Source organism: Microbacterium sp. STN6 (genome assembly GCF_026410545.1).
Classification (GTDB): domain Bacteria; phylum Actinomycetota; class Actinomycetes; order Actinomycetales; family Microbacteriaceae; genus Root112D2.
Window position 1 is genome coordinate 54,204 of record NZ_JAPMIT010000004.1, and the last position, 19,753, is coordinate 73,956.

Annotated in this window: 21 protein-coding genes and 1 tRNA gene; 12 read left to right on the forward strand and 10 right to left on the reverse strand. The window is 68.2% G+C overall.

The window, feature by feature from the left end; translation table 11 throughout:
* The first annotated feature begins 130 nt into the window (after positions 1–130).
* From OSC27_RS12440 to OSC27_RS12455, 4 genes are read left to right on the forward strand one after another with little or no spacing between them, the layout of a single operon-like run.
* Positions 131–451 (forward strand): hypothetical protein, encoded by a 321-nt coding sequence (locus tag OSC27_RS12440; protein ID WP_267181792.1) that lies wholly within the window; start codon positions 131–133, stop codon positions 449–451.
* A complete protein-coding gene (locus OSC27_RS12445; protein ID WP_267181793.1) occupies positions 448–1,752 on the forward strand; it encodes a putative T7SS-secreted protein in 1,305 nt (434 codons plus the stop codon). Before OSC27_RS12440 ends, OSC27_RS12445 begins: the two co-directional genes overlap by 4 nt.
* Positions 1,753–1,756: 4 nt before the next feature.
* Complete coding sequence (locus OSC27_RS12450) at positions 1,757–2,635, forward strand: hypothetical protein (protein WP_267181794.1); 879 nt, start codon at positions 1,757–1,759, stop codon at positions 2,633–2,635.
* Positions 2,628–3,752 carry a hypothetical protein gene (locus OSC27_RS12455; RefSeq protein WP_267181795.1) on the forward strand — a complete coding sequence of 375 codons (1,125 nt, stop codon included), beginning with the start codon at positions 2,628–2,630 and terminating at the stop codon, positions 3,750–3,752. The genes OSC27_RS12450 and OSC27_RS12455 overlap by 8 nt, the downstream gene beginning before the upstream one ends.
* Before the next feature lie 75 nt (positions 3,753–3,827).
* Here OSC27_RS12455 and radA read toward each other — a convergent pair whose 3' ends face one another.
* A complete protein-coding gene (gene radA / locus OSC27_RS12460; RefSeq protein WP_267181796.1) occupies positions 3,828–5,192 on the reverse strand; it encodes a DNA repair protein RadA in 1,365 nt (454 codons plus the stop codon).
* Positions 5,193–5,341: 149 nt separating this feature from the next.
* On the opposite strand from radA, the gene OSC27_RS12465 reads away from it, so the two are divergent.
* The gene (locus tag OSC27_RS12465) at positions 5,342–6,265 is read left to right on the forward strand and encodes an alpha/beta fold hydrolase (RefSeq protein ID WP_267181797.1); all 924 of its coding nucleotides are present in this window, start codon (positions 5,342–5,344) and stop codon (positions 6,263–6,265) included.
* Here OSC27_RS12465 and OSC27_RS12470 read toward each other — a convergent pair.
* Positions 6,210–7,028 carry an SGNH/GDSL hydrolase family protein gene (locus OSC27_RS12470; protein ID WP_267181798.1) on the reverse strand — a complete coding sequence of 273 codons (819 nt, stop codon included), beginning with the start codon at positions 7,026–7,028 and terminating at the stop codon, positions 6,210–6,212. The two genes, OSC27_RS12465 and OSC27_RS12470, sit on opposite strands and share 56 nt — an antisense overlap.
* Positions 7,029–7,104: 76 nt before the next feature.
* Here OSC27_RS12470 and OSC27_RS12475 point away from each other — a divergent pair.
* Positions 7,105–7,194, forward strand: a tRNA-Ser gene (locus OSC27_RS12475).
* A 104-nt stretch (positions 7,195–7,298) separates the two neighbouring features.
* Here the strand turns inward: OSC27_RS12475 and OSC27_RS12480 are convergent.
* From OSC27_RS12480 to OSC27_RS12490, 3 genes are read right to left on the reverse strand one after another with little or no spacing between them, the layout of a single operon-like run.
* The gene (locus OSC27_RS12480; RefSeq protein WP_267181799.1) at positions 7,299–7,490 is read right to left on the reverse strand and encodes a hypothetical protein; all 192 of its coding nucleotides are present in this window, start codon (positions 7,488–7,490) and stop codon (positions 7,299–7,301) included.
* Positions 7,491–7,532: 42 nt separating this feature from the next.
* Entirely contained in the window at positions 7,533–8,114 is a 582-nt protein-coding gene (locus OSC27_RS12485; RefSeq protein ID WP_267181800.1) for a helix-turn-helix transcriptional regulator, read from the reverse strand.
* Positions 8,056–9,135, reverse strand: a complete 1,080-nt coding sequence (locus OSC27_RS12490) for a hypothetical protein (RefSeq protein ID WP_267181801.1) — start codon at positions 9,133–9,135, stop codon at positions 8,056–8,058. The genes OSC27_RS12485 and OSC27_RS12490 overlap by 59 nt, the downstream gene beginning before the upstream one ends.
* A 125-nt stretch (positions 9,136–9,260) precedes the next feature.
* On the opposite strand from OSC27_RS12490, the gene OSC27_RS12495 reads away from it, so the two are divergent.
* A complete protein-coding gene (locus tag OSC27_RS12495; protein WP_267181802.1) occupies positions 9,261–9,815 on the forward strand; it encodes a TetR/AcrR family transcriptional regulator in 555 nt (184 codons plus the stop codon).
* 29 nt (positions 9,816–9,844) lie between these two features.
* Here OSC27_RS12495 and OSC27_RS12500 read toward each other — a convergent pair whose 3' ends face one another.
* A complete protein-coding gene (locus OSC27_RS12500) occupies positions 9,845–10,420 on the reverse strand; it encodes a TetR/AcrR family transcriptional regulator (protein WP_267181803.1) in 576 nt (191 codons plus the stop codon).
* 138 nt (positions 10,421–10,558) lie between these two features.
* On the opposite strand from OSC27_RS12500, the gene OSC27_RS12505 reads away from it, so the two are divergent.
* A complete protein-coding gene (locus OSC27_RS12505; protein WP_267181804.1) occupies positions 10,559–12,154 on the forward strand; it encodes an FAD-dependent oxidoreductase in 1,596 nt (531 codons plus the stop codon).
* A gap of 114 nt (positions 12,155–12,268) precedes the next feature.
* On the opposite strand, the gene OSC27_RS12510 is transcribed toward OSC27_RS12505, so the two are convergent.
* Entirely contained in the window at positions 12,269–12,931 is a 663-nt protein-coding gene (locus OSC27_RS12510) for a CDP-glycerol glycerophosphotransferase family protein (RefSeq protein WP_267181805.1), read from the reverse strand.
* Between the two features lie 165 nt (positions 12,932–13,096).
* On the opposite strand from OSC27_RS12510, the gene OSC27_RS12515 reads away from it, so the two are divergent.
* From OSC27_RS12515 to OSC27_RS12525, 3 genes are read left to right on the forward strand one after another with little or no spacing between them, the layout of a single operon-like run.
* The gene (locus tag OSC27_RS12515) at positions 13,097–13,531 is read left to right on the forward strand and encodes a VOC family protein (protein WP_267181806.1); all 435 of its coding nucleotides are present in this window, start codon (positions 13,097–13,099) and stop codon (positions 13,529–13,531) included.
* 5 nt (positions 13,532–13,536) lie between these two features.
* Positions 13,537–14,178, forward strand: coding sequence for a winged helix-turn-helix transcriptional regulator (locus OSC27_RS12520; RefSeq protein ID WP_267181807.1), 642 nt, complete (start codon positions 13,537–13,539; stop codon positions 14,176–14,178).
* A 36-nt stretch (positions 14,179–14,214) separates the two neighbouring features.
* Entirely contained in the window at positions 14,215–15,069 is an 855-nt protein-coding gene (locus tag OSC27_RS12525) for a DsbA family protein (protein ID WP_267181808.1), read from the forward strand.
* A 19-nt stretch (positions 15,070–15,088) separates the two neighbouring features.
* On the opposite strand, the gene OSC27_RS12530 is transcribed toward OSC27_RS12525, so the two are convergent.
* Together OSC27_RS12530 and OSC27_RS12535 are read right to left on the reverse strand one after the other, a co-directional pair.
* Positions 15,089–15,673: a YdeI/OmpD-associated family protein gene (locus OSC27_RS12530; RefSeq protein WP_267181809.1), complete on the reverse strand. Its 585-nt coding sequence runs from the start codon at positions 15,671–15,673 to the stop codon at positions 15,089–15,091.
* Entirely contained in the window at positions 15,670–16,647 is a 978-nt protein-coding gene (locus OSC27_RS12535; RefSeq protein ID WP_267181810.1) for a LacI family DNA-binding transcriptional regulator, read from the reverse strand. The genes OSC27_RS12530 and OSC27_RS12535 overlap by 4 nt, the downstream gene beginning before the upstream one ends.
* Positions 16,648–16,776: 129 nt before the next feature.
* On the opposite strand from OSC27_RS12535, the gene OSC27_RS12540 reads away from it, so the two are divergent.
* On the forward strand, positions 16,777–18,810 hold the full coding sequence (locus OSC27_RS12540; RefSeq protein WP_267181811.1) for an aldo/keto reductase: 2,034 nt from the start codon (positions 16,777–16,779) through the stop codon (positions 18,808–18,810).
* A gap of 31 nt (positions 18,811–18,841) precedes the next feature.
* Here the strand turns inward: OSC27_RS12540 and OSC27_RS12545 are convergent, their stop codons facing one another.
* Positions 18,842–19,654, reverse strand: a complete 813-nt coding sequence (locus OSC27_RS12545; protein ID WP_267181812.1) for a DeoR/GlpR family DNA-binding transcription regulator — start codon at positions 19,652–19,654, stop codon at positions 18,842–18,844.
* Positions 19,655–19,753: the final 99 nt, after the last annotated feature.

Consider the following 19,753-nt stretch of genomic DNA (forward strand, 5'->3'; position numbering starts at 1 on the left):
GGCAGCGGGGCGCAACAGCCATGGGGAGTCCTCCCCATCGTGCGGGCGCGGGGGACCACCATAGAATCGTGTCGCGCGGTCGTGACGGCCGTGACCAGCAAGGGCTGGCAAGGCAGGGGAGGGTGCGTCCGTGGCAGATCTGAAGATCGACACCACCGCCGTTCGCGATCTCGGCACCGAGCTCGCCTCGGTCGGCCGCGAGTTCACGGGCGCCAACGCGCACAGCGATCGCATCGCCGGCGCCGTCGGCCACTCCGGGCTCTCTGATGCTGTGCATGACTTCGCGCACGAGTGGGACGACACTCGCGAGGGCATGGTCAACGACATCGTGACGCTCTCGAAGGCCGCGATCGCCATCGCCGACGGCTTCGATCAGACGGATGGCCAGCTCGCGAAGGCACTCACCGACCCGCCGGCGCCCGGTGCCCAGCATGGCCCGGTGGCCCAATGAGGCCGACCGACTGGAGCCCCCTCGGCCTCGGCTCAGACCCGGTCCCGGGTGAGCCGGGCGACGTGCTCGCCGGCGGCCAGAGCTACCTCGAGGTGGCCGACGCGATCGGCGCCGCCAGCCGTCGGCTGCGCTCGATCGACCTCGGCAGCGCCGTGGTCTCGGACGCGGTCGACGCCCTCACCGAGACGGCAGGCAAGGTCGCCGAGAACATCGCGAAGGCCGAGGCGCGCTACCGGGCGACCGGCGAGGCGCTCGTGGGCTACGCGCCCGTGCTCGAGAGCGCTCAGACCGACTCCGAGTCGGCGCTCTCGCTCGCCCGCGCCGCCCGGCAGAGCGCAGACGACGCCACCAGCACGCAGCGCCATTACGTGCGCCTTGCCGAGGACGAGACCGACGAGCAGCAGGCCATCACCTACCGCAACCTGGCAGACAACAGCCAAGCGGATGCCGCTGACGCCCACTCGACGCTCGCATCGGCCCAGAGCCAGCTCACTGAGGCGACGACCGCACGCGACCGTGCGGCGGAGAGCGCCATCGACCACATCCACAACATCACCAAGCACGACGGGTTGCACGACAGCTGGTGGGACAACTGGGGCAAAGACCTGCTCTCGGTCATCACCGACGTTGCCGGCTGGGTGTCGGCCATCGCCGGCGTGCTCGCGCTCGTGGTGTCGTGGATCCCGGTCGTCGGGCAGGTGCTCGCGGCGGCGCTGCTGGTGGTGGCCGGCATCGCGGCCATCGTGAACGCGATCGGCAACATCGTGCTGGCCTCTACCGGAGACCGGTCATGGGGCGAGGCGATCGCCAGCATCGCGGGCGCGGTTCTGTCATGCGTGGGCATGGGCGCGGCGGCGAAGGGCGTCGGCGTTCTGCTCAAGGGTTCCAAGTCGTTCGCCATGAAGTACGGCGAGCAGATCACGGTGCGGCAGGCGATGAAGATCAGCAAGGGCGACTGGGCAAAGTGGGCGAAGGACATGCGCACGCCCGTACCCGAACCGTATGAGGGGCAGATGCTCTATCGCACGTATGGCGGCGGCTCGCAGCGCATCGGCGGCTCGTGGGCGCCCACCGACCCGCGCGCGCTCGCGAACCCGCGCATGGAACTCGGTCTCCCCGACGTAAACACCATGGACAACGTCGTAACCGCCGAACTGAGAGACCCGTCGCAGGTCTTCACGGTGCGGCACGCCCTGCCGTACAACGGCAACCTCGGCGGCGCTCCCGAATACCTCATCTTCGATGGCGTGAACAAGGGCATCTACACGCCACTCGCCGACGTGCCCTTCTCGGTACGCTGACGTGGTGCGCAGAACGGTTGTCTCGACGCTCGAGTTCTCCCTCACGGTCGGCGTGTATCGTGACGAGCCGTTCCGTGCCCAGGCACTGCACCTGACCGCCGCGCCCGTTCGGGGCCGCGAGGTGTTCGTGCGAAACGATGCCTGGCCCGATTCAGACGTTCCTGGCCGCTACCTCGCGGGCACCGTGCTGCTCGCCGAGTACCTGACGCGCGGCGACCCGTCGAGCCTGTACGCCGAGATCGCGCTGTTCCCGGTGGACGGGGGCGACACGGTGCGTGACGCCACCACGCGCATCCGCGATGCACGCAATGCCGGCGAATTCGGCGGCTATTTCGTGCGGGGAACGCTCACCGAGGCGCTCGAGCAGCAGCGGGCGACGGATGAGCGCTCGGCCGCTGTCGCGGCCCGCGCGCCCTGGCTGCTCGGGGCCTCGTACAGCGGCGACTACGAGCAGGCGCTGTGGGCGAGGGACGCCGAGGCGGGGCAGCCGTTTCCCGTGGCGTTGCACGACAGCGCGAACACCGGCGCGAACACAGGCACAGGCACAGGCACAGGCACAGGCACAGGCACAGGCACAGGCACCGGCACCGGCACAGGCACCGGCACAGGCACCGGCACGCCCCCGCCCCTCATGCCGATCCTCGCGCCCCTGCGCGGCGGTGACCTGATGCTCACCGCCGCTCTGCCGCCGGAACTTGCAGGATCTGGGGAGTTCCCGGTTCTTCCCCCGTCGCCGGTGCAGGTGCGCGCGTTCCCGCTCGCGCCCGGCGATGACCGCCGCGCGGTGAGCGCGCAGATCGCGGCGGGCACGCGCGCGCCCTCGCGTATTCTCGAACTCGGGGCGCGAGCCGACATCGTGCGAGAGGCGGGGGAGCGTGGCTGACGGCGAGGAGACCGAGATCTCGGTTGCCGCTACCGACGACGTCGGATCGCAGCGTCTCGCCTCCGCCCTCGCGGCGCAGGACGTGGCGGCAATCGGCCAGGCGCTCCGGCACGACATGGTGGTCGTGCCGTTGCTGCCCCAGCAGAGCGGCGACTCGCAGATCCGCGTTTTCGAATCAGCGGATACCGGTGGCCCGGCGCCGTACGACCTCTGCCTGTTCTCCTCCACCGCCGCACTCGCCCTGTATCTCGGCGAGAGCGAAATCCGTCAGTTCGCCCTGCGCCGCGGCGCGTCGCTCCAGCCGTTTCTGGAGCAGTACGCGAGTGTCATCGACCGTGTGGTCTTCGACCCAGCGGGTCCGCATCCGATCGCCGCGAGCCCGGAAGACGTTCTGCTCTCGCTTCGGCCGCAGCCGGGCGACGACGACGTGGCGTGGGCGGCGTCGGTCGGCGCGCCCGCTCGCGAGAGCGAGAGCCTCGACGAGTTCCCCGCAGACGCGGATCCGACCCGCTCGCGCGTCGTCGGCCTCGACATCGCTCTCTCGGGCGACTGGTTCGTCATCACGCTCACCGATGAGAAGGAGCGCGACGCGCAGATTGCAGCGCTGGTGAAGAAGCAGCTGGCGAGGGTGGAGTCGGCGCGGCGGCTTCGTGCGGAGCTCGAGCGGTGGCTGCGATCGGCGTGCCAGCGCGCGGCATCCGGTGGTGGGCGGTTCCTCGCCTTCCTGCTGCAGCGCACCCGGGAGGCCGCCCTCGCGCTCAATGTGGCCATGTACTGGCACGAGCTCGGGCCCGCGATCGGTGATACGAGTCATCTGGAGCGCATGACGCAGCGGCTTCGCGGTGAGCTCGAAAACGACGACGAACTGCTGGGCGCGGAGTCGGATGCGGGGCCGTTCGTGCGGCACACGCGGGTGACGCGGGGCGCGGGCGAGGTGGGGGGCTCCGAGCTGCCGCTCGTCGTCATCGACTATTGGCTGGCGTTCCCGGATTCTCGCGGGCTCAGCTTGCTCAGCTTCTCGAGCCCGCACGTGGAGCAGCGCGCTGAGTTGCAGCGGCTCGCCGACAACATCGTGCTTCGGGGCGCGTGGGTGCTCGAGTCGGCGGCGGGCTCGTAGGGCTGTTCGCAGGGCGGCGCAGCGCAGCGCGGCGCGTTGCGCGTCGGGTGTTGGCTGATGCGCGCGACAGGTCCTCTAGAACTCGGGGATGTCGCGACCGCGATCGCGATCACTCGTCGGAATGAATGCCCGATCCATGGCTTCTCGCACATCCTCAGCCGAGTCGTCGACGCGGGTGCGGAAGCCCAGGCGGGCTGCCTCAGCGGCGCGCTGCTTCGAGCTGGAGACCGGGCGAATCTCGCCGGCCAGGCTGATCTCCCCGAATGCGACGGTGGTATGCGCGATCGTTTCACCCTTCTCGGCGGATGCGACGGCGAGGGCGATCGCGAGGTCGGCGCCGGGTTCGGTGAGGCGCACACCGCCGACGGTCGAGACGTAGACGTCTTTGTCGCTGAGCTTCGTGCCCGCACGACTCTCGAGCACGGCCAGCAGCATGGCGACGCGCGAGGAGTCGACGCCGTTGGTTACCCGCCGGGGATTGGGCGCGCTCGTGGGCAGCACGAGGGCCTGCACCTCGACGGGCAGCGGGCGGCGGCCCTCCATCGCGATCGTGATGCACGTGCCCGAGACCGGGTTGCCGCCGCGGCTGAGGAACAGCCCGCTCGGGTCGGCGACTTCGGCGATGCCGTCGCCGGTCATCTCGAAACACCCAACCTCGTCGGTTGGTCCGAAGCGGTTCTTGAGAGCGCGCACGAACCGCAGGGCGGTTTGCCGGTCGCCTTCGAATTGGCACACCACATCGACCAGGTGTTCGAGCAGTCGCGGGCCCGCGATCGAGCCGTCTTTCGTGACGTGGCCGACGAGCAGCACGGGCAGGTTGCGTTCCTTCGCGACCCGGATGAGCGTGGACGCAACCTCACGCACCTGACTGGGCTGGCCGGCGAGCCCGTCCGAGAGCGAACTCGAGACGGTCTGCACCGAGTCAACGATGACGAGCTGGGGGTCGGTCGCGTCGATCTGGGCCAGGATCGTGGCCAGGTCGGTCTCGGCCGCAAGGTACAGGTTGTCGTGCAGAGCGCCGGTGCGCTCGGCTCGCAGATGCACCTGGCTCACCGACTCCTCGGCGCTCACGTACAGAACGCGCGACTTCGCCGCGGCAGCCTTCGAGGCCACCTCGAGCAGCAGGGTGGACTTGCCCACCCCGGGCTCACCCGACAGCAGAATGGCGGCGCCCGGCACGATTCCGCCGCCGAGCACTCGGTCGAACTCGTCGATTCCGCTCGGCCAGTGGGTGACGGCATCCGTCGTCGTGAACGCCGTGATGGGGCGCGCGGCGCGCGACTCGGCGAGCTGCACCGGCTTGAGCGAGCGAAGGATGCCGGTGCCGCCACCGTTCTCGACGACCGTGCCCCACGCCTGGCACTCGGCGCAGCGGCCGACCCACTTCGCAGCGGTCCAGCCGCATTCCGTGCAGCGATAGTTCACCTGTGGCTTCGCCACGCGCACCTCCTCACTCTCTGGGTTCAACTGTAGATGGCGCCTCCGACACTGCTCCGATGTGGGCCCCGGAGACCGCGAAGCGGTCGTCTCGAAACCCCATCCCGCTCACCCAGCCTGCGAATGTCAGGGGCCCGGCGCACACTGGGGTCATGTCTAACGTGCAGTTCACGCTGACCTCCGGCCGCAGGCTCGGCCTCACCGCCTCCGGCGACCCGACCGCAACGCGTGTCGTGGTCTTCTGCCACCCGGCGCCCGGCTCGGCCCACTTCGACCCGGACCCTCCCGCGTCGCGCTCCGACGTGCACGTGATCGGCATCGACAGGCCCGGCTACGGGTCATCCGATCCGCTGCCGGAGGGCGAGTGGCCGAGCGTCGCGCAGGCCGCCGATGACATCGCAGACTACCTGCGCTCCTCGGAGCACACGGCGACCTCGCTCGGCGCGCATGAGTTCGACTCGGTGGCAGCGGTGGGGTGGTCCGCCGGGGGACGCGTGGCGCTCGCGCTGGCGGCGCGGCATCCCGATCTGGTTGACAAGGTGGCCGTCGTGGCGACGCCCGCGCCCAATGAAGAGGTCGAGTGGATCCCGCCCGAGTTCGTGGCGATGAGCGAGAAACTCGCCGCGATGCCGGCCGGCCAGGCGCTGTCGAAGCTGGGCGCCGACATCACGCACCAGATGGGTGACCAGCTGCCCGGCGAAGACCCGGAGCAGCCCGTGCCGCTCGGTCAGCTTGGGGTGACGGATGCCGACGCCGCCGCGCTCGCGCGCCCCGGCGTCGAACAGCGCCTCGACGGCATGCTGCGCGACGCGTTCCGCCAGGGTGCGGTGGGGCTCGCCACTGACATCCTGAGCTATACGGCCAGGCCGTGGGGCTTCGACCTTTCGGACGTGCAGGCGGAGACCCTGCTCGTGTACGGAGAAGCGGATGCTGTCGCGCCGCCCGAGCACGGGGGCTGGTACCGCGACCACCTCGCCAGCGCGCACATGGAGACCGTGCCCGAGGTAGGGCACCTGGTGATCATTCCGGCGTGGAAGCGGATTCTCGACTTTCTGGCGGAGCCGGCTCAACGCTGACTTCCGACGGCACGAGACGTCGCCGCACCGAGGTGCTCACAGCGGGCAGGAACGCCGACGCCCACACCCGGTACCCGAGATCGTTGGGGTGGAAGAAGTCCGCCGCGAACTCGGTGAGGATGCCGCGCAGCCCTCGCCGTCGCGTCACCTCGTGCAGCGGCACGATGGTGAGCCCGCGCTCCGCCGCAACCTCGCGCACGATGCGGTTGGCGACGGCCACGATCCGCTCGTTCCACGGAAGGTAGAAGCACGGCAGGTCGGCGACGATCGCGTGCTTCGGCAGCGCGTTGAACACCTCCCGGATGCCGCCCTCAAACACCACCGCATCAAACGTCGCGATGTCGTTCGCGCCGATCGCCACCGTCACGAGGTCGGGCTTCAGCTTGCGGAACTTCGGCAGCTGGTTCGCCACCGCCAGCGCCACCGTCGCCCCCGAGACGCTCAGGTTGACGACGCGCACGCTCTGCCCAGTCAGCTCACGCACCCGCTCGGCGAGGAGCCCGACGTAGCTGTGCTCCGGCTTGCTCGCACCGATGCCCTGCGCCGCGCTGTCGCCGATGGCGACATACAGCAGCGTGCCCTTCTCCTTGGCGTAGTCGCGCCACCACTTCGAGTTGACCGGCAGCGTCTCGTTCAGGATGGCCGAGTTCCGGCGCATCCGGGCACGAGTGGCCCGTGCGGCCGCGAGCGCTCCCGCGCTCGCTAGCACGGTCGCCGCGAGAGCGGCGGCGGTGCGCATCCGCTCGTGTTCGGAACGTGTCATGTCGCGCACTGTACGCCGCCGGATCGCGCCACCGCTGAATTATGCGGCTCTTGTGCCGTGCAGTAAACTTTCCCGCGGTACCGTGTCCGAGCGGCCGAAGGTGCAACTCTCGAAAAGTTGTGTGGGTGAGAGCCCACCGTGGGTTCAAATCCCACCGGTACCGCCACGTGCAAGCCCCCGCGAGCCCCGTGTTTACACGGGATCCGGGGGTTTTTGCTTTGGCAAAATGGGCCATTTGCCCACACTCGAAAGGCGAGGCGGCTGCCCGAGTCAGAGGTCAGTGGTGCTGGATAGGCTCGCTGCATGAGTGATCTGGCGCTTCCGGAGGATTACGCGATCGTCGTCGCCGGGCTCAAGCAACGGGTCCGCGAAGCGCGCTTTCGTGCTCAGCGCCAGGCCAACACTGAGCTCATCCGGCTCAACTGGCAGATCGGCGAAGTGCTCGCGGAACGGACGGATCACGCGCAATGTGGGCGGCCTTTGCCGGCCTGGGTGCAGGCGCGCTCATACGCTGGCCAGGTCGTCGGCTTCGATGAGTACGCCACGTTCCCGAAGCGGCTTGGGCACGTTTTCGATCTGGACAGGTATCGCTGCGGCGGCGGAGTGAAGCGGCGGCGTCCAGTCCCAGTCGCGGTTGCCGCGCTCGCTGGTGATCCAGGCTGGGAGGGGTAGGTGAGCTTGGCTGAGGCACCACTCCGCGATGCCGGCGAGCGCCGCATCCCACTCGGGGCTCACGTGCGCCGGTGGCTCGAGCGCGAGAACGAATCGATCGGCGGGATTCGGTGTGGTGAGGTCGTCGGCAACCTGGATGAGCGTGCGATAGGCCCGCCTGATGTTGTTGTGACGCACTGCGTCGGCCAGCGTGGTCGCCGCCTCCGCGACCGATGTCCGGCCGTCGCTCTTGACCGGGATGAGGCGAACGCGTGACGCGCTCGCGATCTTCTCGATCGTGGAGGCGGTGGGATCGCGGCGGCCGTTCTCGATCGCCGCGATATTCGAGCGCTGGATGCCACTGTGCTTTGCGGCGTCAGTGAGGCTGAGGCCGGCGCGAACGCGGGCTTGCTTCAGCGAGCTCTGGATACTCATCGCTCACCTCTTTGTTAGTGTCGAATTCGATACTACCGCGCAATGCCGCCGAACGGTGGCGCAGGCTCCCGATCGCGAAGAGCCCGATGCCGATGAGCAGCCACCCGACCAGTACGACTACGGGCTCGGCGATGCCGTGGCCGTTGAAGAACGCGACGTCGCGCAGCAGTGTTCCCGTGGCTCCCGGCGGAAGCAGCTGGCCGATTTGGCCCCACGGCTGCGGCAACAGCTCCGGTGCGCTGGTGACTCCGGAGAGCGGGTTTCCGAGCGCGATCAGAAGCACGCCCGCGATCCCGATGCCGATCCCCTTGAGGGCCCGTTCGAGCCCGAGCACCAGGAGCGCTGTCGCCGCGATCCCGAGCATGGCGGACAGCGACAGCTGCAGATAGTGCTCGTTGAAGGTTCCGACGGCGAAGAGCGTGCCGACCAGGCCGAACCCTCCGAAGATCGTGAAGCCGCCGATCGTGAGGATGCGCCGCCAGACCCCGAGGATCATGGCCATGATTCCAACAGCGGCGATCCACCCGCCGAGTGCGATCGGGAGTGCGCCGGCCGCAAGCCCGACGCCTTTCGGGTCGCGGTGGGTGAATGGCTGGACATCGGTCGTGGTTACCGCCGTGTGCGCGCCGACGCCGAGATGCTGCGCCGTCTGCTTCAGAATGTTCGCGACGGCGGGGCTGGCTGCCGTCGCGTAGTCCAGCCGCGTTCCCGTTGTGGTGACCACGAACGCGCCGTAGACGGTGCGGTCCCTGATCTGCGTGATCGCCTCACCCTCTGACGAGGCGGTGTGGAAGTCCCAGTCCTTTGGTCCTGCCTTGTCGAGCGCGGCCTCCAGCTCAGTTCGTTGCGCCTGCGTCGCGGCGATGGAAATCGGAATATCGTGCGCGCTCGAGTGGACGTTCGGAAGGGTGAACGCGAGCACCAGCCCGGCCATGATGGCGATGAGAATCACCCCGACCACGAGCATCCGTCGCCAGGTCGAGACAGGCGCGGTGGGTGTCGGCGATGCCGTGAGTACCATGATCTTCTCTTTCAATAGAATACGAGCCGTATCTAGTCACTGGCTGCTAGGCTAGCACACTAAGTACGGTTCGTATCTAGGAGGTTCGAATGGCTCAGGTCCGAACGCGCCGGCGAAACGAGGAGTTGCTCGAGGCGATCCATGCCGCCGTGCTCGATGAACTGCATGACCACGGTTACGCCGGCGTCACGTTCGAGGGTGTTGCGCGGCGGGCTCGCACCAGCAAGCCCGTGCTGTACCGCCGCTACCGGTCCCGCGCGCACCTGGTCACCGATGCCGTGCTTCAATCCGCGGCGGACCAAACGGCCTGGAAGCAGACCGGGTCACTGCGCGGAGATCTGATCGCACTCCTGAGTGGTCTCGCCGATCAGTTCGAGCGTTTCGGCGGTGACACCTATCTCGGCCTCCTCTCAGAGGCCGACGAGAACCTGATCGGGGACGCCCTCGAGACCGTCGGCACGGTGAACCACGAGGCCATGCTCGACCTGTTCGACGCCGCACGGCAGCGTGGTGAACTTGGCCCCGCACCGATCTCCGAGCAGGTGGCCGCGGCGCCGGTGTCGCTGATCCGGCACGGCGCGCTCCTTGTCCGCGAATTCGGCGCGGAGACAATCGTGACCATCGTCGATGAGGTCGTGATCCCGCTGCTCAAGGCCGTCAGCGGCACGCCTTCGAGCTAGCGACGGTCGCGGGCCGTATGTCGCGAGCCCTATTTGCTGCGCGCTGCTGTCAAATAGGGCTGGATCAGGGGGAGGAACAGCTCGTCAACGACCGAGCGTATGCGCTCGGCTGGAACGGGTACGGGGTTCATCAGCATGTCGAGGCGGATGAGGTCGTAAGGCATGGCGAGTATCGCCGGCGGCACAGTGGCGAGATCGAGTTCGCCGCGGCGTGCTGCGAGCTGGTACACGGGTCGGTTTTCCGATTGCGCTTCCTCGCCCATCGCGCCTTCGTACAGTTGCATCGGGGAGAGCCCCGTTGCCACAGAGAGGCCGTTGAAGGTTGCGGCGGCAGCGATGGCGAAGAACGGGGCGCGGGCGTCGCTGCTCGCGGTGAGGTGCTCGATGAGATCGTCTCGCAGGTCGCCAGTGTCAGGAACGGCGATCGGGTGTGTGTCTCGGTAGTGGGTGAGGATCGCCAAAACTAGTTCGTGTTTGTTGGCCCAGCGGCGGTAGAGCACAGGTTCGCTGGTGCGGGCGCGGGCACCGACCGATCCGACGGTGAGGCGCTCGTAACCGCGCGCGGCCAGCTCATCCCATCCCGCATCGAGGATCGCCGCTTCCAACTCGGCTCCGTAGCGTCGCTGCCGTGCCGGGGCGGGCTCTGATTCACCTTTTGTCACGCACTCACTATAGAAAGACTTGACTTTCTTGGCAACTGCTCCTAGTCTTCAAGACAGAAGAACCTATCTTGAGGAGTTGTCGTGCAGAAGGACCAGAGGAACGTTGTCGGGCAGGATTCCACGGCGGTCTTGGTCGTGGGTGCCGGTCCCACGGGTTTGACAATGGCAGTGTCCCTGGCGCGCAGCGGGATCCCGTTCCGTGTGATCGATGCGGAGCCGGGCCCGCGCCCGGGTTCGCGTGGCAAGGGCGTGCAGCCGCGCTCTCTGGAAATCTTCGAGGATCTGGGCATCGCGAGCAGGGTCATCGCGAACGGCCAGCTGGCGATGCCGATGAACTCGACCGGCCCAGACGGCCGCGTTGTCCACGGCGGAGCGATCCCGGAGTCCTTGCGCGACCGGCCAGATATTCCATACGCGGCAAGCCTCATCACACCCGAGTGGCGTGTCGAAGAGGCGCTGCGGCTCCGTCTGGAAGAGCTGGGCGGCCGGGTGGAGTTCGGCACCGAATTGGTGAGCCTGTCACAGGATGACGACGGCGTGAAGGCCGAGATCGTCTCCGGCGGAGTGACGTCGACTATTACGTCGCGGTGGCTGGTCGGAGCCGACGGCGGGCACAGCGTCACCCGCAAGCAGATCGGTGCGACCTTTGTCGGCGAAACGCGTGAGGACGTCAGAGTGACGATCGCGGATCTTCCCGTAACCGGCCTGAGCAGGGAAGCGTGGGAGACCTGGCGCCATCCGGAGGGGCTCCTGAGCCTGTCCCCTCTGCCGTCCACCGATCTGTTCCAATACATCGCGAGTCTCGCCCCTGGGGCCGAGCCCCGTCTGGACCTTCCCGGCCTGCAAGCGACTCTGGAGAGGAGAACGGGTCGCAGCGACATTCGCCTGCACGAGCCGGTGTGGACGTCGGTGTGGCGCGCGAACGTTCGCCTGGTCGAGCACTACCGCGTCGGTAACGTGTTCCTCGCAGGCGACGCCGCGCACATCCACTCGCCGGCTGGCGGACAAGGCATGAACACGGGCGTCCAGGACGGCTACAACCTGGCCTGGAAGCTCGCCGCCGTTGTAGGCAATAACGCACCGGTGGAGCTGCTGGACACGTACGAGTCGGAGCGGCGGCCCGTCGCCATGCACGTGCTGGCCCAGTCCAACGCGCGCCTGGCCGAGACGATCAAGACCAACGGTCTCCCCGTGAAGCGGGACGCGAGCACGATCGAACTCGACGTCGGATATCGGGGCTCGGAGCTCGCCTCGGACGACCGGAATGATCAGAGCTCGCTGCGTGCGGGAGACCGCGCGCCAGACGCGACAGGGCTGACCACGACCGGCGGACGTCGCCGGCTATTCGACCTGATCGGCGGCGGCCTGTTCACCCTGCTGTCCTTCGGCCCCACGACGCTGGCCGGCCTCTCGATCCCGGGACTGCGAATACTTCATGTCGTGCCCGAGCCACAGCGCGAAGGCGAAATAGCGGATGACGGGCGCAATCTCGTCCGCTCTTACGAGGCGGCCCAGAACACCCTCGTCGTGATCCGACCTGACGGGTACATCGGCCTCATCTCGGACGCAGGCGACTCCGACACCGTGAGCCGTTACCTCCTCGGGTTCGCATCCGGCGACGTGCAGCCGGGAGCCAGCCAGAGCCCAGTGCGGCTACCTGATCTTCAGCGAATATAAGGGCCGCTGAGCGGCGTCACTCCGGCAGGAGTGCGGTGATGAAGTCGACCTCGGACGCAGAGACGAACGCCGACGGCTGTGCATACTCCGCGAGCTGTCGCGCGTTGGCCTCATTCAGTTCTGGCGTCGTCGAGACAAGGGCGCATCCGCGAACTGGTGGTCGACGCGCGGATACCCTTCGTCGATCACGCGCCCACGATAGATGTTGCGCAGCAGATGCGACTCCTCGTACAGGCGCTGCGTCATATACGGACTGGTCGTGAGCAGGAAGTCGGCCGCGAGGAAGTTGCGGATGACGTTGGCGACGCGCGCCGCCGCATCCCCGATGTCGTAGCCCATGCGCTTCAGCGGTGTTCCGTGCCAGGTGTTGAGATACACCTGCCCGGCGCGCTTGCTGAACTCGACCGGGAAGGTCGCGTTGTTGACAAGGTAGCCGCTGGTGGCGAGCGCGCGGTAGTAGCCGCTCGTTCCCGGCTTCACAAAGCGAACGTTGCGCTCGCCGGCGAACTCTGCCACGAACGAGGCGTTGTCGTCGGGATGCTGCGACAGCACCCATACGTGCGTGAGTCGGGCAAAGTCAGGGTCGGCGCGGAGGCCCCGGAAGATCGCCTCCGGGTTGCAGAGAGCGCCGTTGCCTCCGAACGATTCGTAGAGGACCTGATTCGCCACGATGGGCCGCGATCGCCAGAACGCGTAGACCTCGAGCCGACGCGCTCGGGGCACCTTCCACCACGATTCGCGCACGCGCGAAGAGAGGCGACGCGCACGGGAGGGCATGCACAGAAAGTACCAGCTATTGATTTTCTGTGTGCCTTCTCTGCCGCGCACTCGGGTGTGCTTTGAGTCCGGGCATCCTGTCTGTTCAAGAGGGTATTGACGTGGTACTTGTTTTTTGCAAGTGTAGACGCATCCACAAACTGGACCCACACGAGGGAGATCACAATGACGTCGATGTTCGTCAACCTGCCGGTAACCGACCTGGAGCGCGCGAAGGCGTTCTATACGGCCATCGGCGGCACTGTCAATCCGCTCTTCACCGATCACAACGCTGCCTGCATCGTGGTCGAGGACGATCACAACTACTTCATGCTGCTCACGCGAGACTTCTTCCAGACCTTCACCGACCTGCCGATCGGCGATCCGAAGACGAATCCCTCGGTGACCGTGGCCATGTTCTTCGACAGCCGCGACGAGGTCGATGCGACCGTTGCCGACGGGCTCGCCGCGGGCGGCACGGAGGCACAGCCGGCCTCCGACTACGGCTTCATGTACCAGCGCCAGCTCACCGACCCCGACGGCAACATTCTCGAGTTCGGCTGGATGGATCCTGCCGCCGCCGAACAGGGCCCCGAGGCGTTCGCCGCGCAGCAGGCCTGAGGCCCATGGCGGCACGCGAGTACGGGCAGTACTGCGGCGTCACGCGCGCCCTGGAACTGGTGGGCGAGCGCTGGGCGCTGCTCATCGTGCGGGACCTGCTCGTTGGGCCGCGTCGTTATGGAGAGCTCGCCGCGGGGCTGCCGCGCATCCCGAGCAACATTCTGGCGGCGCGGCTCAAAGAGTTGCAGGCGGCGGGCATTATCAGACGGATGCCGCGCTCACGCGTCATCGTCTACGAGTTGACACCATATGGGCGTGAGCTCGAACCCGTCGTGCTCGCCCTCGGCGCCTGGGGATTCAAGGCGATGGGTGAGCCGCGTGACGAGCAGATCGTCACAGCCGATTCGATGACGATGGCCCTGCGCACCGCCTTTCGGCCGGACGTTGCGGCGGGTCTGCCGGCGACCGCCTACGCGGCGCACTTCGGGCCGGCCGAACTGCTCGTTCGCGTAGCCGGGTCGGCCCTCGAGGTGGCGCAGGGAGACGGTCCGGTCGATCTTGCCTTCGCCGCCGGCCCGGGAATACGCCGCGTGATCTCGGGCGAGCTTGCCCCGGCTCGCGCGATCGCCACCGGCGTGGTCGAGGTGCTGCGCGGGCCGGACGACCTGCTCGACCGCTTCGCGAGCACGTTCCATCTGGCCGCGTGAGACTGGCGCGTCAGTGGTTGTCGGTAGGTTTGGACAATGCGACAAGGGCCTGTGAAGCAGCAGCGAATAGCGGAAGCGCGGGAGGCGGCCAGGACGGCCCGGGAGCTCCGCGAGCGGAAGGCGCGCCGCCGCAAGGTCCTCATACCGCTCGTGGCGACGCTCGGCGTGCTGGTGGTGGTCGCCGGAATTCTGGTGGTGCTCGCACTTCAGCCGAAGAGCGCGCCCGCGGCCGCCACGGCGAACGGACCGAAGAACATGATCTCGGGCGGGATCGCCTTCACGGGCAAGAACGGTCAGCTCGCGCCGGTTGAGACGGCGGCTCTGAAGAAGGCCGAGGAGCCCCGGCCGACGAGCTGGCCGTCGAATGACACACGGGCCCACATCCAGACCTACATCGACTGGACATGCCCCGCATGCCGGGCTTTCGAGGCGCAGTATGCGGGGACGTTGCAGAGCATGGTCAGCAGCGGGCAGGCAACCCTTGAAGTGTTTCCTGTCGCCATACTCGACCGCAACTACACGACGAACTACTCGACCCGCGCGGCAAACGCCGCGGCATGCGTTGCCAACGACGCCCCCGAGAAGTTTCTCAGCGTGCAGAACGTCATGTACGAGCATCAGGCCGAGGAGGGGTCTGCGGGCCTCTCGACCGACAACATTCTGAAGCTCGTCCACAGTGCTGGCCTCTCGAGCAGCGATGTCGACTCTTGTATCAGGGGAACGAGCTTCGCCGCGTGGGTCGCCGCGCAGACGGGGCGGGTCGCGAGCGACGATGCTCTGATGCTGACGACAAACGGACTCAGGGGCTTCTCGACCCCGACCATCGTCGTGAACGGCACCGCCTGGGACCGTACGTCAGATCTCGACGCGTTTCTGAAGGGCAACGGCTGAGTCTCGACCTCCACCGGCTCTACGAGCGGGGCCGCTGCGGGTAGATCGTCTCGTGGCGCTCGAGCATCTCGACGTACTGCGCGATCTTGCGGGCCCGAGTCTCGGCGCGCTTCACGGTCCCGATGCGGAACAGAATCGCGAACCGGTTCTGGCTGCTGAGCGTCGCGAAGAATGCGCTTGCCTCGGCATTCGCCTGCAGAGCGGATGCCAGGTCCGCCGGCACCTCGGCCGTGCGGGTCGAGCCGTACGCGGAATCCCACCGACCGTTTTCCTTCGCGCGCTGGATCTCGCGGAGACCGGCGGGGCGCATCCGCTCGCTTTCAATGAGGGCGAGCGCCTTGTCTCGGTTGATCTGCGACCAGATGCTGCGGGCGGTTCGCGGGGTAAAGGTCTGCAGGTAATGGTCGTCGTCGAGCCTGGCCTTCGGGCCGTCGATCCAGCCGAAGCAGAGGGCCGTCTCGACGGCCTGCGGGTACGTGACGCTGGGGTGGGCGCCGCCCTTCTTGCCGATCGCGAGCCTGATGCCGGCGGATGCTGCGTGGTTCGCCTCGAGCCAGGATTCCCAGGCGGCGTCGTCGGAGCAGTACAGGATGTCGTAGGTCACGAGGATTCCCGCACGACGAGGCTGTGCTGCGCGCGACGGTGCAGGCGCGGGTCGGGTGGGGCGGCGCCGTCGAGCAGGGCGGCAACGAGCTCGAGCGCCTCGTCGGCGAGGGCCGCCTTGTCGATCGAGATGCTCGTGAGCTCGGGGGTGACGAGGGTGCCGATGTCGAGCCCGTCGATGCCGACGACGGCGATCTCCTGCGGCACCCGGATGCCGGACCGCGCGAGGCCCTTCAACACGCCGACCGCCATGACGTCGTTGAAGGCGAGCACAGCATCCGCTTGTCGGTACTGCCGCCGCAGACGGGCCGCCGCGTCGATGCCGCCGGCGTGGGTGTCGGCGGCGAACAGCTCCGAGGCCGGCGACCAGGGCAGGCGTTGTTCCTCGAGGATGCGGCGATACAGCGTGCGTCGCAGGGAGGGTGTGTCGCTCGCATCCACCATGGCGATGTGTGAACGACCGGATGCTGCCAGGTGCGTCACTGCGGAGCGAATTCCTGACTCGTAGTCGACCGTGATGACCGCGTGGGCGTGGTCGTCGGGCGAGCCGTCGAGGATGACGGTGGGGATGCCGGCCAGCGCCTGCGTCCAGTCGCCGGCCGAGAGGTGGCCGACCACGGCATCCACGCGGTGAGCGATGGTCTCGAGGCGGCGGCGCGCGTCGGCGGGCTCGGCGCCCAGGTCGCAGAGCACGACGCTCCAGCCGCGGGAGGCCGCTCGTCGGGTCAGCTCGGAGGCGAGCTCGGGATAGTACGGGTTGCGCAGGTCGCGCACCACGAGGCCGATGGCGATCTGGCGACCGCGCACGAGGCCCTGCGCCGCACGGTTCGGCCGGTAGTTGAGGGCGCGGGCCGCGTCGATCACGCGCTGCCGGGTGGCCGCGCTCACGTCGGGCAGGTCGTTCAGCGCACGCGTCACGGTCTGGCGCGAGACGCCGGCGGCGCTCGCGACGTCGTTGATCGTGGGCGCCCGCATACCTTGCATGGTACTGGGCCGCGCGATGCTGCTACGCTCGACCGTGAACGTTCACGGTGGAATGGCGGTGACGTCGAGAAGGCATGCCCAGTAGACGTAACGGGCAGACGTATCGGGAAGGCAAGAACCATGGCAATGGAGCACGTACGCTGGGGAATCGTGGGGCCGGGCTCGATCGCCCACCGTTTCGCCGAGCAGCTCGTCCACAGCCGCACCGGTACGCTCGTCGCCGTCGCGAGCCGCTCGCTCGAGCGGGCCGAGGCGTTCGCCGCGGAGTTCGAGGCGGGCGGCGCTGAGGCGGCGACGGGGGCGGCTACCGGCATCCGCTCGTATGGGTCTTATGCCGAGCTGTTCGCCGACCCTGCGGTCGACGCCGTCTACATCGCGACCGTGCACACCGAGCATGTGCGCGCCGCCATTCACGCGGTCGAGGCGGGCAAGCACGTCGTCTGCGAGAAGCCGCTCTCGGTGGACCACGCGGGCGCGATGGCGCTCGTGGAGGCGGCGCGGCGGGCGGGCGTGTATCTGGCGGAAGGGTTCATGTACCGCTTCCACCCCCAGACGCAGCGGCTCGCGCGGCTCGTGGCCGAGGGTGCGATCGGCGAGGTACAGCACATCGACGCGGCGTTCTCGTTCGCCGCCGACCTGCCTGCCGAGCACCGGCTCAAGAACCCGGCGCTCGCGGGCGGCGGCATCCTCGACGTGGGCGGCTATCCGGCTTCGGCCGCGCGCCTGATCGCCGGAGCCGCGATCGGCGCGCCCTTCGCCGACCCGGTCTCGCTCACCGCACGCGGCACGATCGGGGCGAGCGGCGTGGACGAGTGGGCGAGCGCATCCGTCGTCTTCGGTTCTGGCATCACCGCTCACCTCACCTGCGGCGTCGGCCTCGCCGAGGAGAGCCGCGTGGTCGTGTACGGGTCAGCCGGGCGCATCACGGTGCGCGAGCCGTGGCTGCCGAGCGTCACGGAACCCTCGACGATCGAGGTGCAGCGCGCGGGCGAGCCGCTCGAGACGGTCACGATCGAGCCGGCGTGGCAGTACGCCATCCAGGCGGATGCCCTCGCCGAGTTCGCCGACGCCGGTCAGAGCCCGCTGCTCAGCTGGGCCGACAGCCTCGGCAACGCGCGCACGCTCGACCGCTGGCGCGAGGCGATCGGGCTCGAGTACCCGTTCGAGGCGGCGACGGCGAACATTCCGACGGCGAGCGGGCGCTCCCTCGCACGACGAGACGACTCACGGATGCCGTACGGCACCATCGCGGGAATCGAGAAGCCGGTCTCGCGTCTCGTGCTCGGGTGCGACAACCAGCTCACGCTCGGCCACGCGTCGGCCATGTTCGACGACTTCGTGGAGCGTGGCGGAAACGCGTTCGACACCGCGTACATCTACGGGGGCGGGCTCATGGAGCGCCTTCTCGGCCAGTGGGTCGCCAACCGCGGGGTGCGCGAGAGCGTCGTGATCATCGGCAAGGGAGCGCACACACCGTATTGCGACCCCGAATCGCTCGTGCGCCAGCTCGGCGAATCCCTCGACCGGCTGCAGAGCGACCACCTCGATCTGTACCTGATGCACCGGGACAACCCCGAGGTTCCCGTCGGCGAGTTCGTGGACGTGCTCGACGCCGAGGCGCGAGCCGGGCGCATCCGTGCCTTCGGCGGCTCGAACTGGAGCATCGCGCGCTTCGAGGAGGCGCAGTCGTACGCGAAGGCGAACGGCAGGCAGGCGTTCTCGGCTCTGAGCGACCACTTCGGCCTCGCCCGCGCGCTCGACGTGCCGTGGGCGGGCTGCGAGCACGTCACCGACCCGGCCGACCGCGAGTGGCTCGAGCGCACGAACACGCCGCTGCTGCCGTGGTCGTCGCAGGCGCGCGGCTTCTTCGCGCGTGCCGACCGTGCCGACACCTCGGATGCGGAGTTGGTGCGCTGCTACTACAGCGACGACAACTTCGAGCGGCTCGCGCGGGCGCGCTCGCTCGCGGAGGAGCTGGGGGTCGCGCCGACCGCCGTCGCGCTGGCATACGTTCTTGCGCAGTCGTTCCCCACGTTCCCGCTGATCGGGCCGCGTTCGATCGAGGAGACCCGCACGTCGATGGCCGGCCTCGACATCGTGCTCAGCGACCAGCAGGTGCGCTGGCTCGACCTGCGCGCCGAGCGCCGCGACTGACCGCACTCACGGAAGGCGTCGCTCGACGCACTCAGCCGGCGACGACCACGACCTCGACGCCCGCGGCGCGGATTCGGTCGAGCTCGGCGGGGTCGGCAGTGTCGTCCGTGATGATCATGGCCACCTCATCGATGTCGGCGAGGCGGGCGAGCGCGACGGCGCCGATCTTGGAGCCGTCGGCCACCACGACCGCCCGCTGCGCTTTCGCCACCATCGCGTGGTTGGTGCGCGCCTCGGTCTCGTCATGCGTGGTGATGCCCGCGGTCGCGCTGATGCCGTCGGCGCCGACGATGGCCGTGCCCACGTTGACCGAGTTGAAGGTGCTCTCTGCCAGTGCGCCGACGAGCTCGAGCGACTGCGGGCGCAGGAATCCGCCCGTCATCACGACACGCACGCCCGCGTAGCCGGCCAGCAGGTCGGCGATGGTGAGCGAGTTGGTCACGACGGCGATGTCGGCGTGGTTCGCGAGGGCGCGCGCGACGCTTGCCGTGGTGGTACCGCCGCCGAGCGCGACGACGTGCCGCTGGGCGGGCAGGCGCTCCACCATGGCGCGCGCGATGGCTCGCTTGGCGTCGCTGAACCGGCTGTCGCGCAGCGCCACCGGGATTTCGCGCCCGTGATCCAGCATGGATGCGCCGCCGTGGGTGCGCAGAATGAGCTTTTGATCAGCGAGTTCCGTGAGGTCGCGCCGCGCGGTGGCGGCCGAGATCGCGAGCGTCTCGGACAGCTCGGTGAGCCCGATCGACCCCCGCTCGGCGATCAGGTCGAGAATCTGCACCAGGCGCTTCGACCGCCGGCGAGACGTTGTGCGGGCGAGCATCGTCTCCGTGGGCTGCGCAACCATCCGGGTCCCTTCTTCAAACCACTCATTCAACGTGATCGTTTCGAGTGCAATTCGCTCATTCTATTGCGCGATCGTCGCTTTGCGTCAGATGATCGCTGC

Excerpts from the sequence above, each read along its gene's own strand:
- OSC27_RS12445 (WP_267181793.1), top strand. The coding sequence starts at position 448 with ATGAGGCCGACCGACTGGAGCCCCCTCGGCCTCGGCTCAGACCCGGTC.
- OSC27_RS12465 (WP_267181797.1), top strand. The coding sequence starts at position 5,342 with ATGTCTAACGTGCAGTTCACGCTGACCTCCGGCCGCAGGCTCGGCCTC.
- OSC27_RS12470 (WP_267181798.1), bottom strand. The coding sequence starts at position 7,028 with ATGACACGTTCCGAACACGAGCGGATGCGCACCGCCGCCGCTCTCGCG.
- OSC27_RS12485 (WP_267181800.1), bottom strand. The coding sequence starts at position 8,114 with ATGAGTATCCAGAGCTCGCTGAAGCAAGCCCGCGTTCGCGCCGGCCTC.
- OSC27_RS12490 (WP_267181801.1), bottom strand. The coding sequence starts at position 9,135 with ATGGTACTCACGGCATCGCCGACACCCACCGCGCCTGTCTCGACCTGG.
- OSC27_RS12510 (WP_267181805.1), bottom strand. The coding sequence starts at position 12,931 with ATGCCCTCCCGTGCGCGTCGCCTCTCTTCGCGCGTGCGCGAATCGTGG.
- OSC27_RS12515 (WP_267181806.1), top strand. The coding sequence starts at position 13,097 with ATGACGTCGATGTTCGTCAACCTGCCGGTAACCGACCTGGAGCGCGCG.
- OSC27_RS12520 (WP_267181807.1), top strand. The coding sequence starts at position 13,537 with ATGGCGGCACGCGAGTACGGGCAGTACTGCGGCGTCACGCGCGCCCTG.
- OSC27_RS12525 (WP_267181808.1), top strand. The coding sequence starts at position 14,215 with ATGCGACAAGGGCCTGTGAAGCAGCAGCGAATAGCGGAAGCGCGGGAG.
- OSC27_RS12535 (WP_267181810.1), bottom strand. The coding sequence starts at position 16,647 with ATGCGGGCGCCCACGATCAACGACGTCGCGAGCGCCGCCGGCGTCTCG.
- OSC27_RS12540 (WP_267181811.1), top strand. The coding sequence starts at position 16,777 with ATGGCAATGGAGCACGTACGCTGGGGAATCGTGGGGCCGGGCTCGATC.
- OSC27_RS12545 (WP_267181812.1), bottom strand. The coding sequence starts at position 19,654 with ATGGTTGCGCAGCCCACGGAGACGATGCTCGCCCGCACAACGTCTCGC.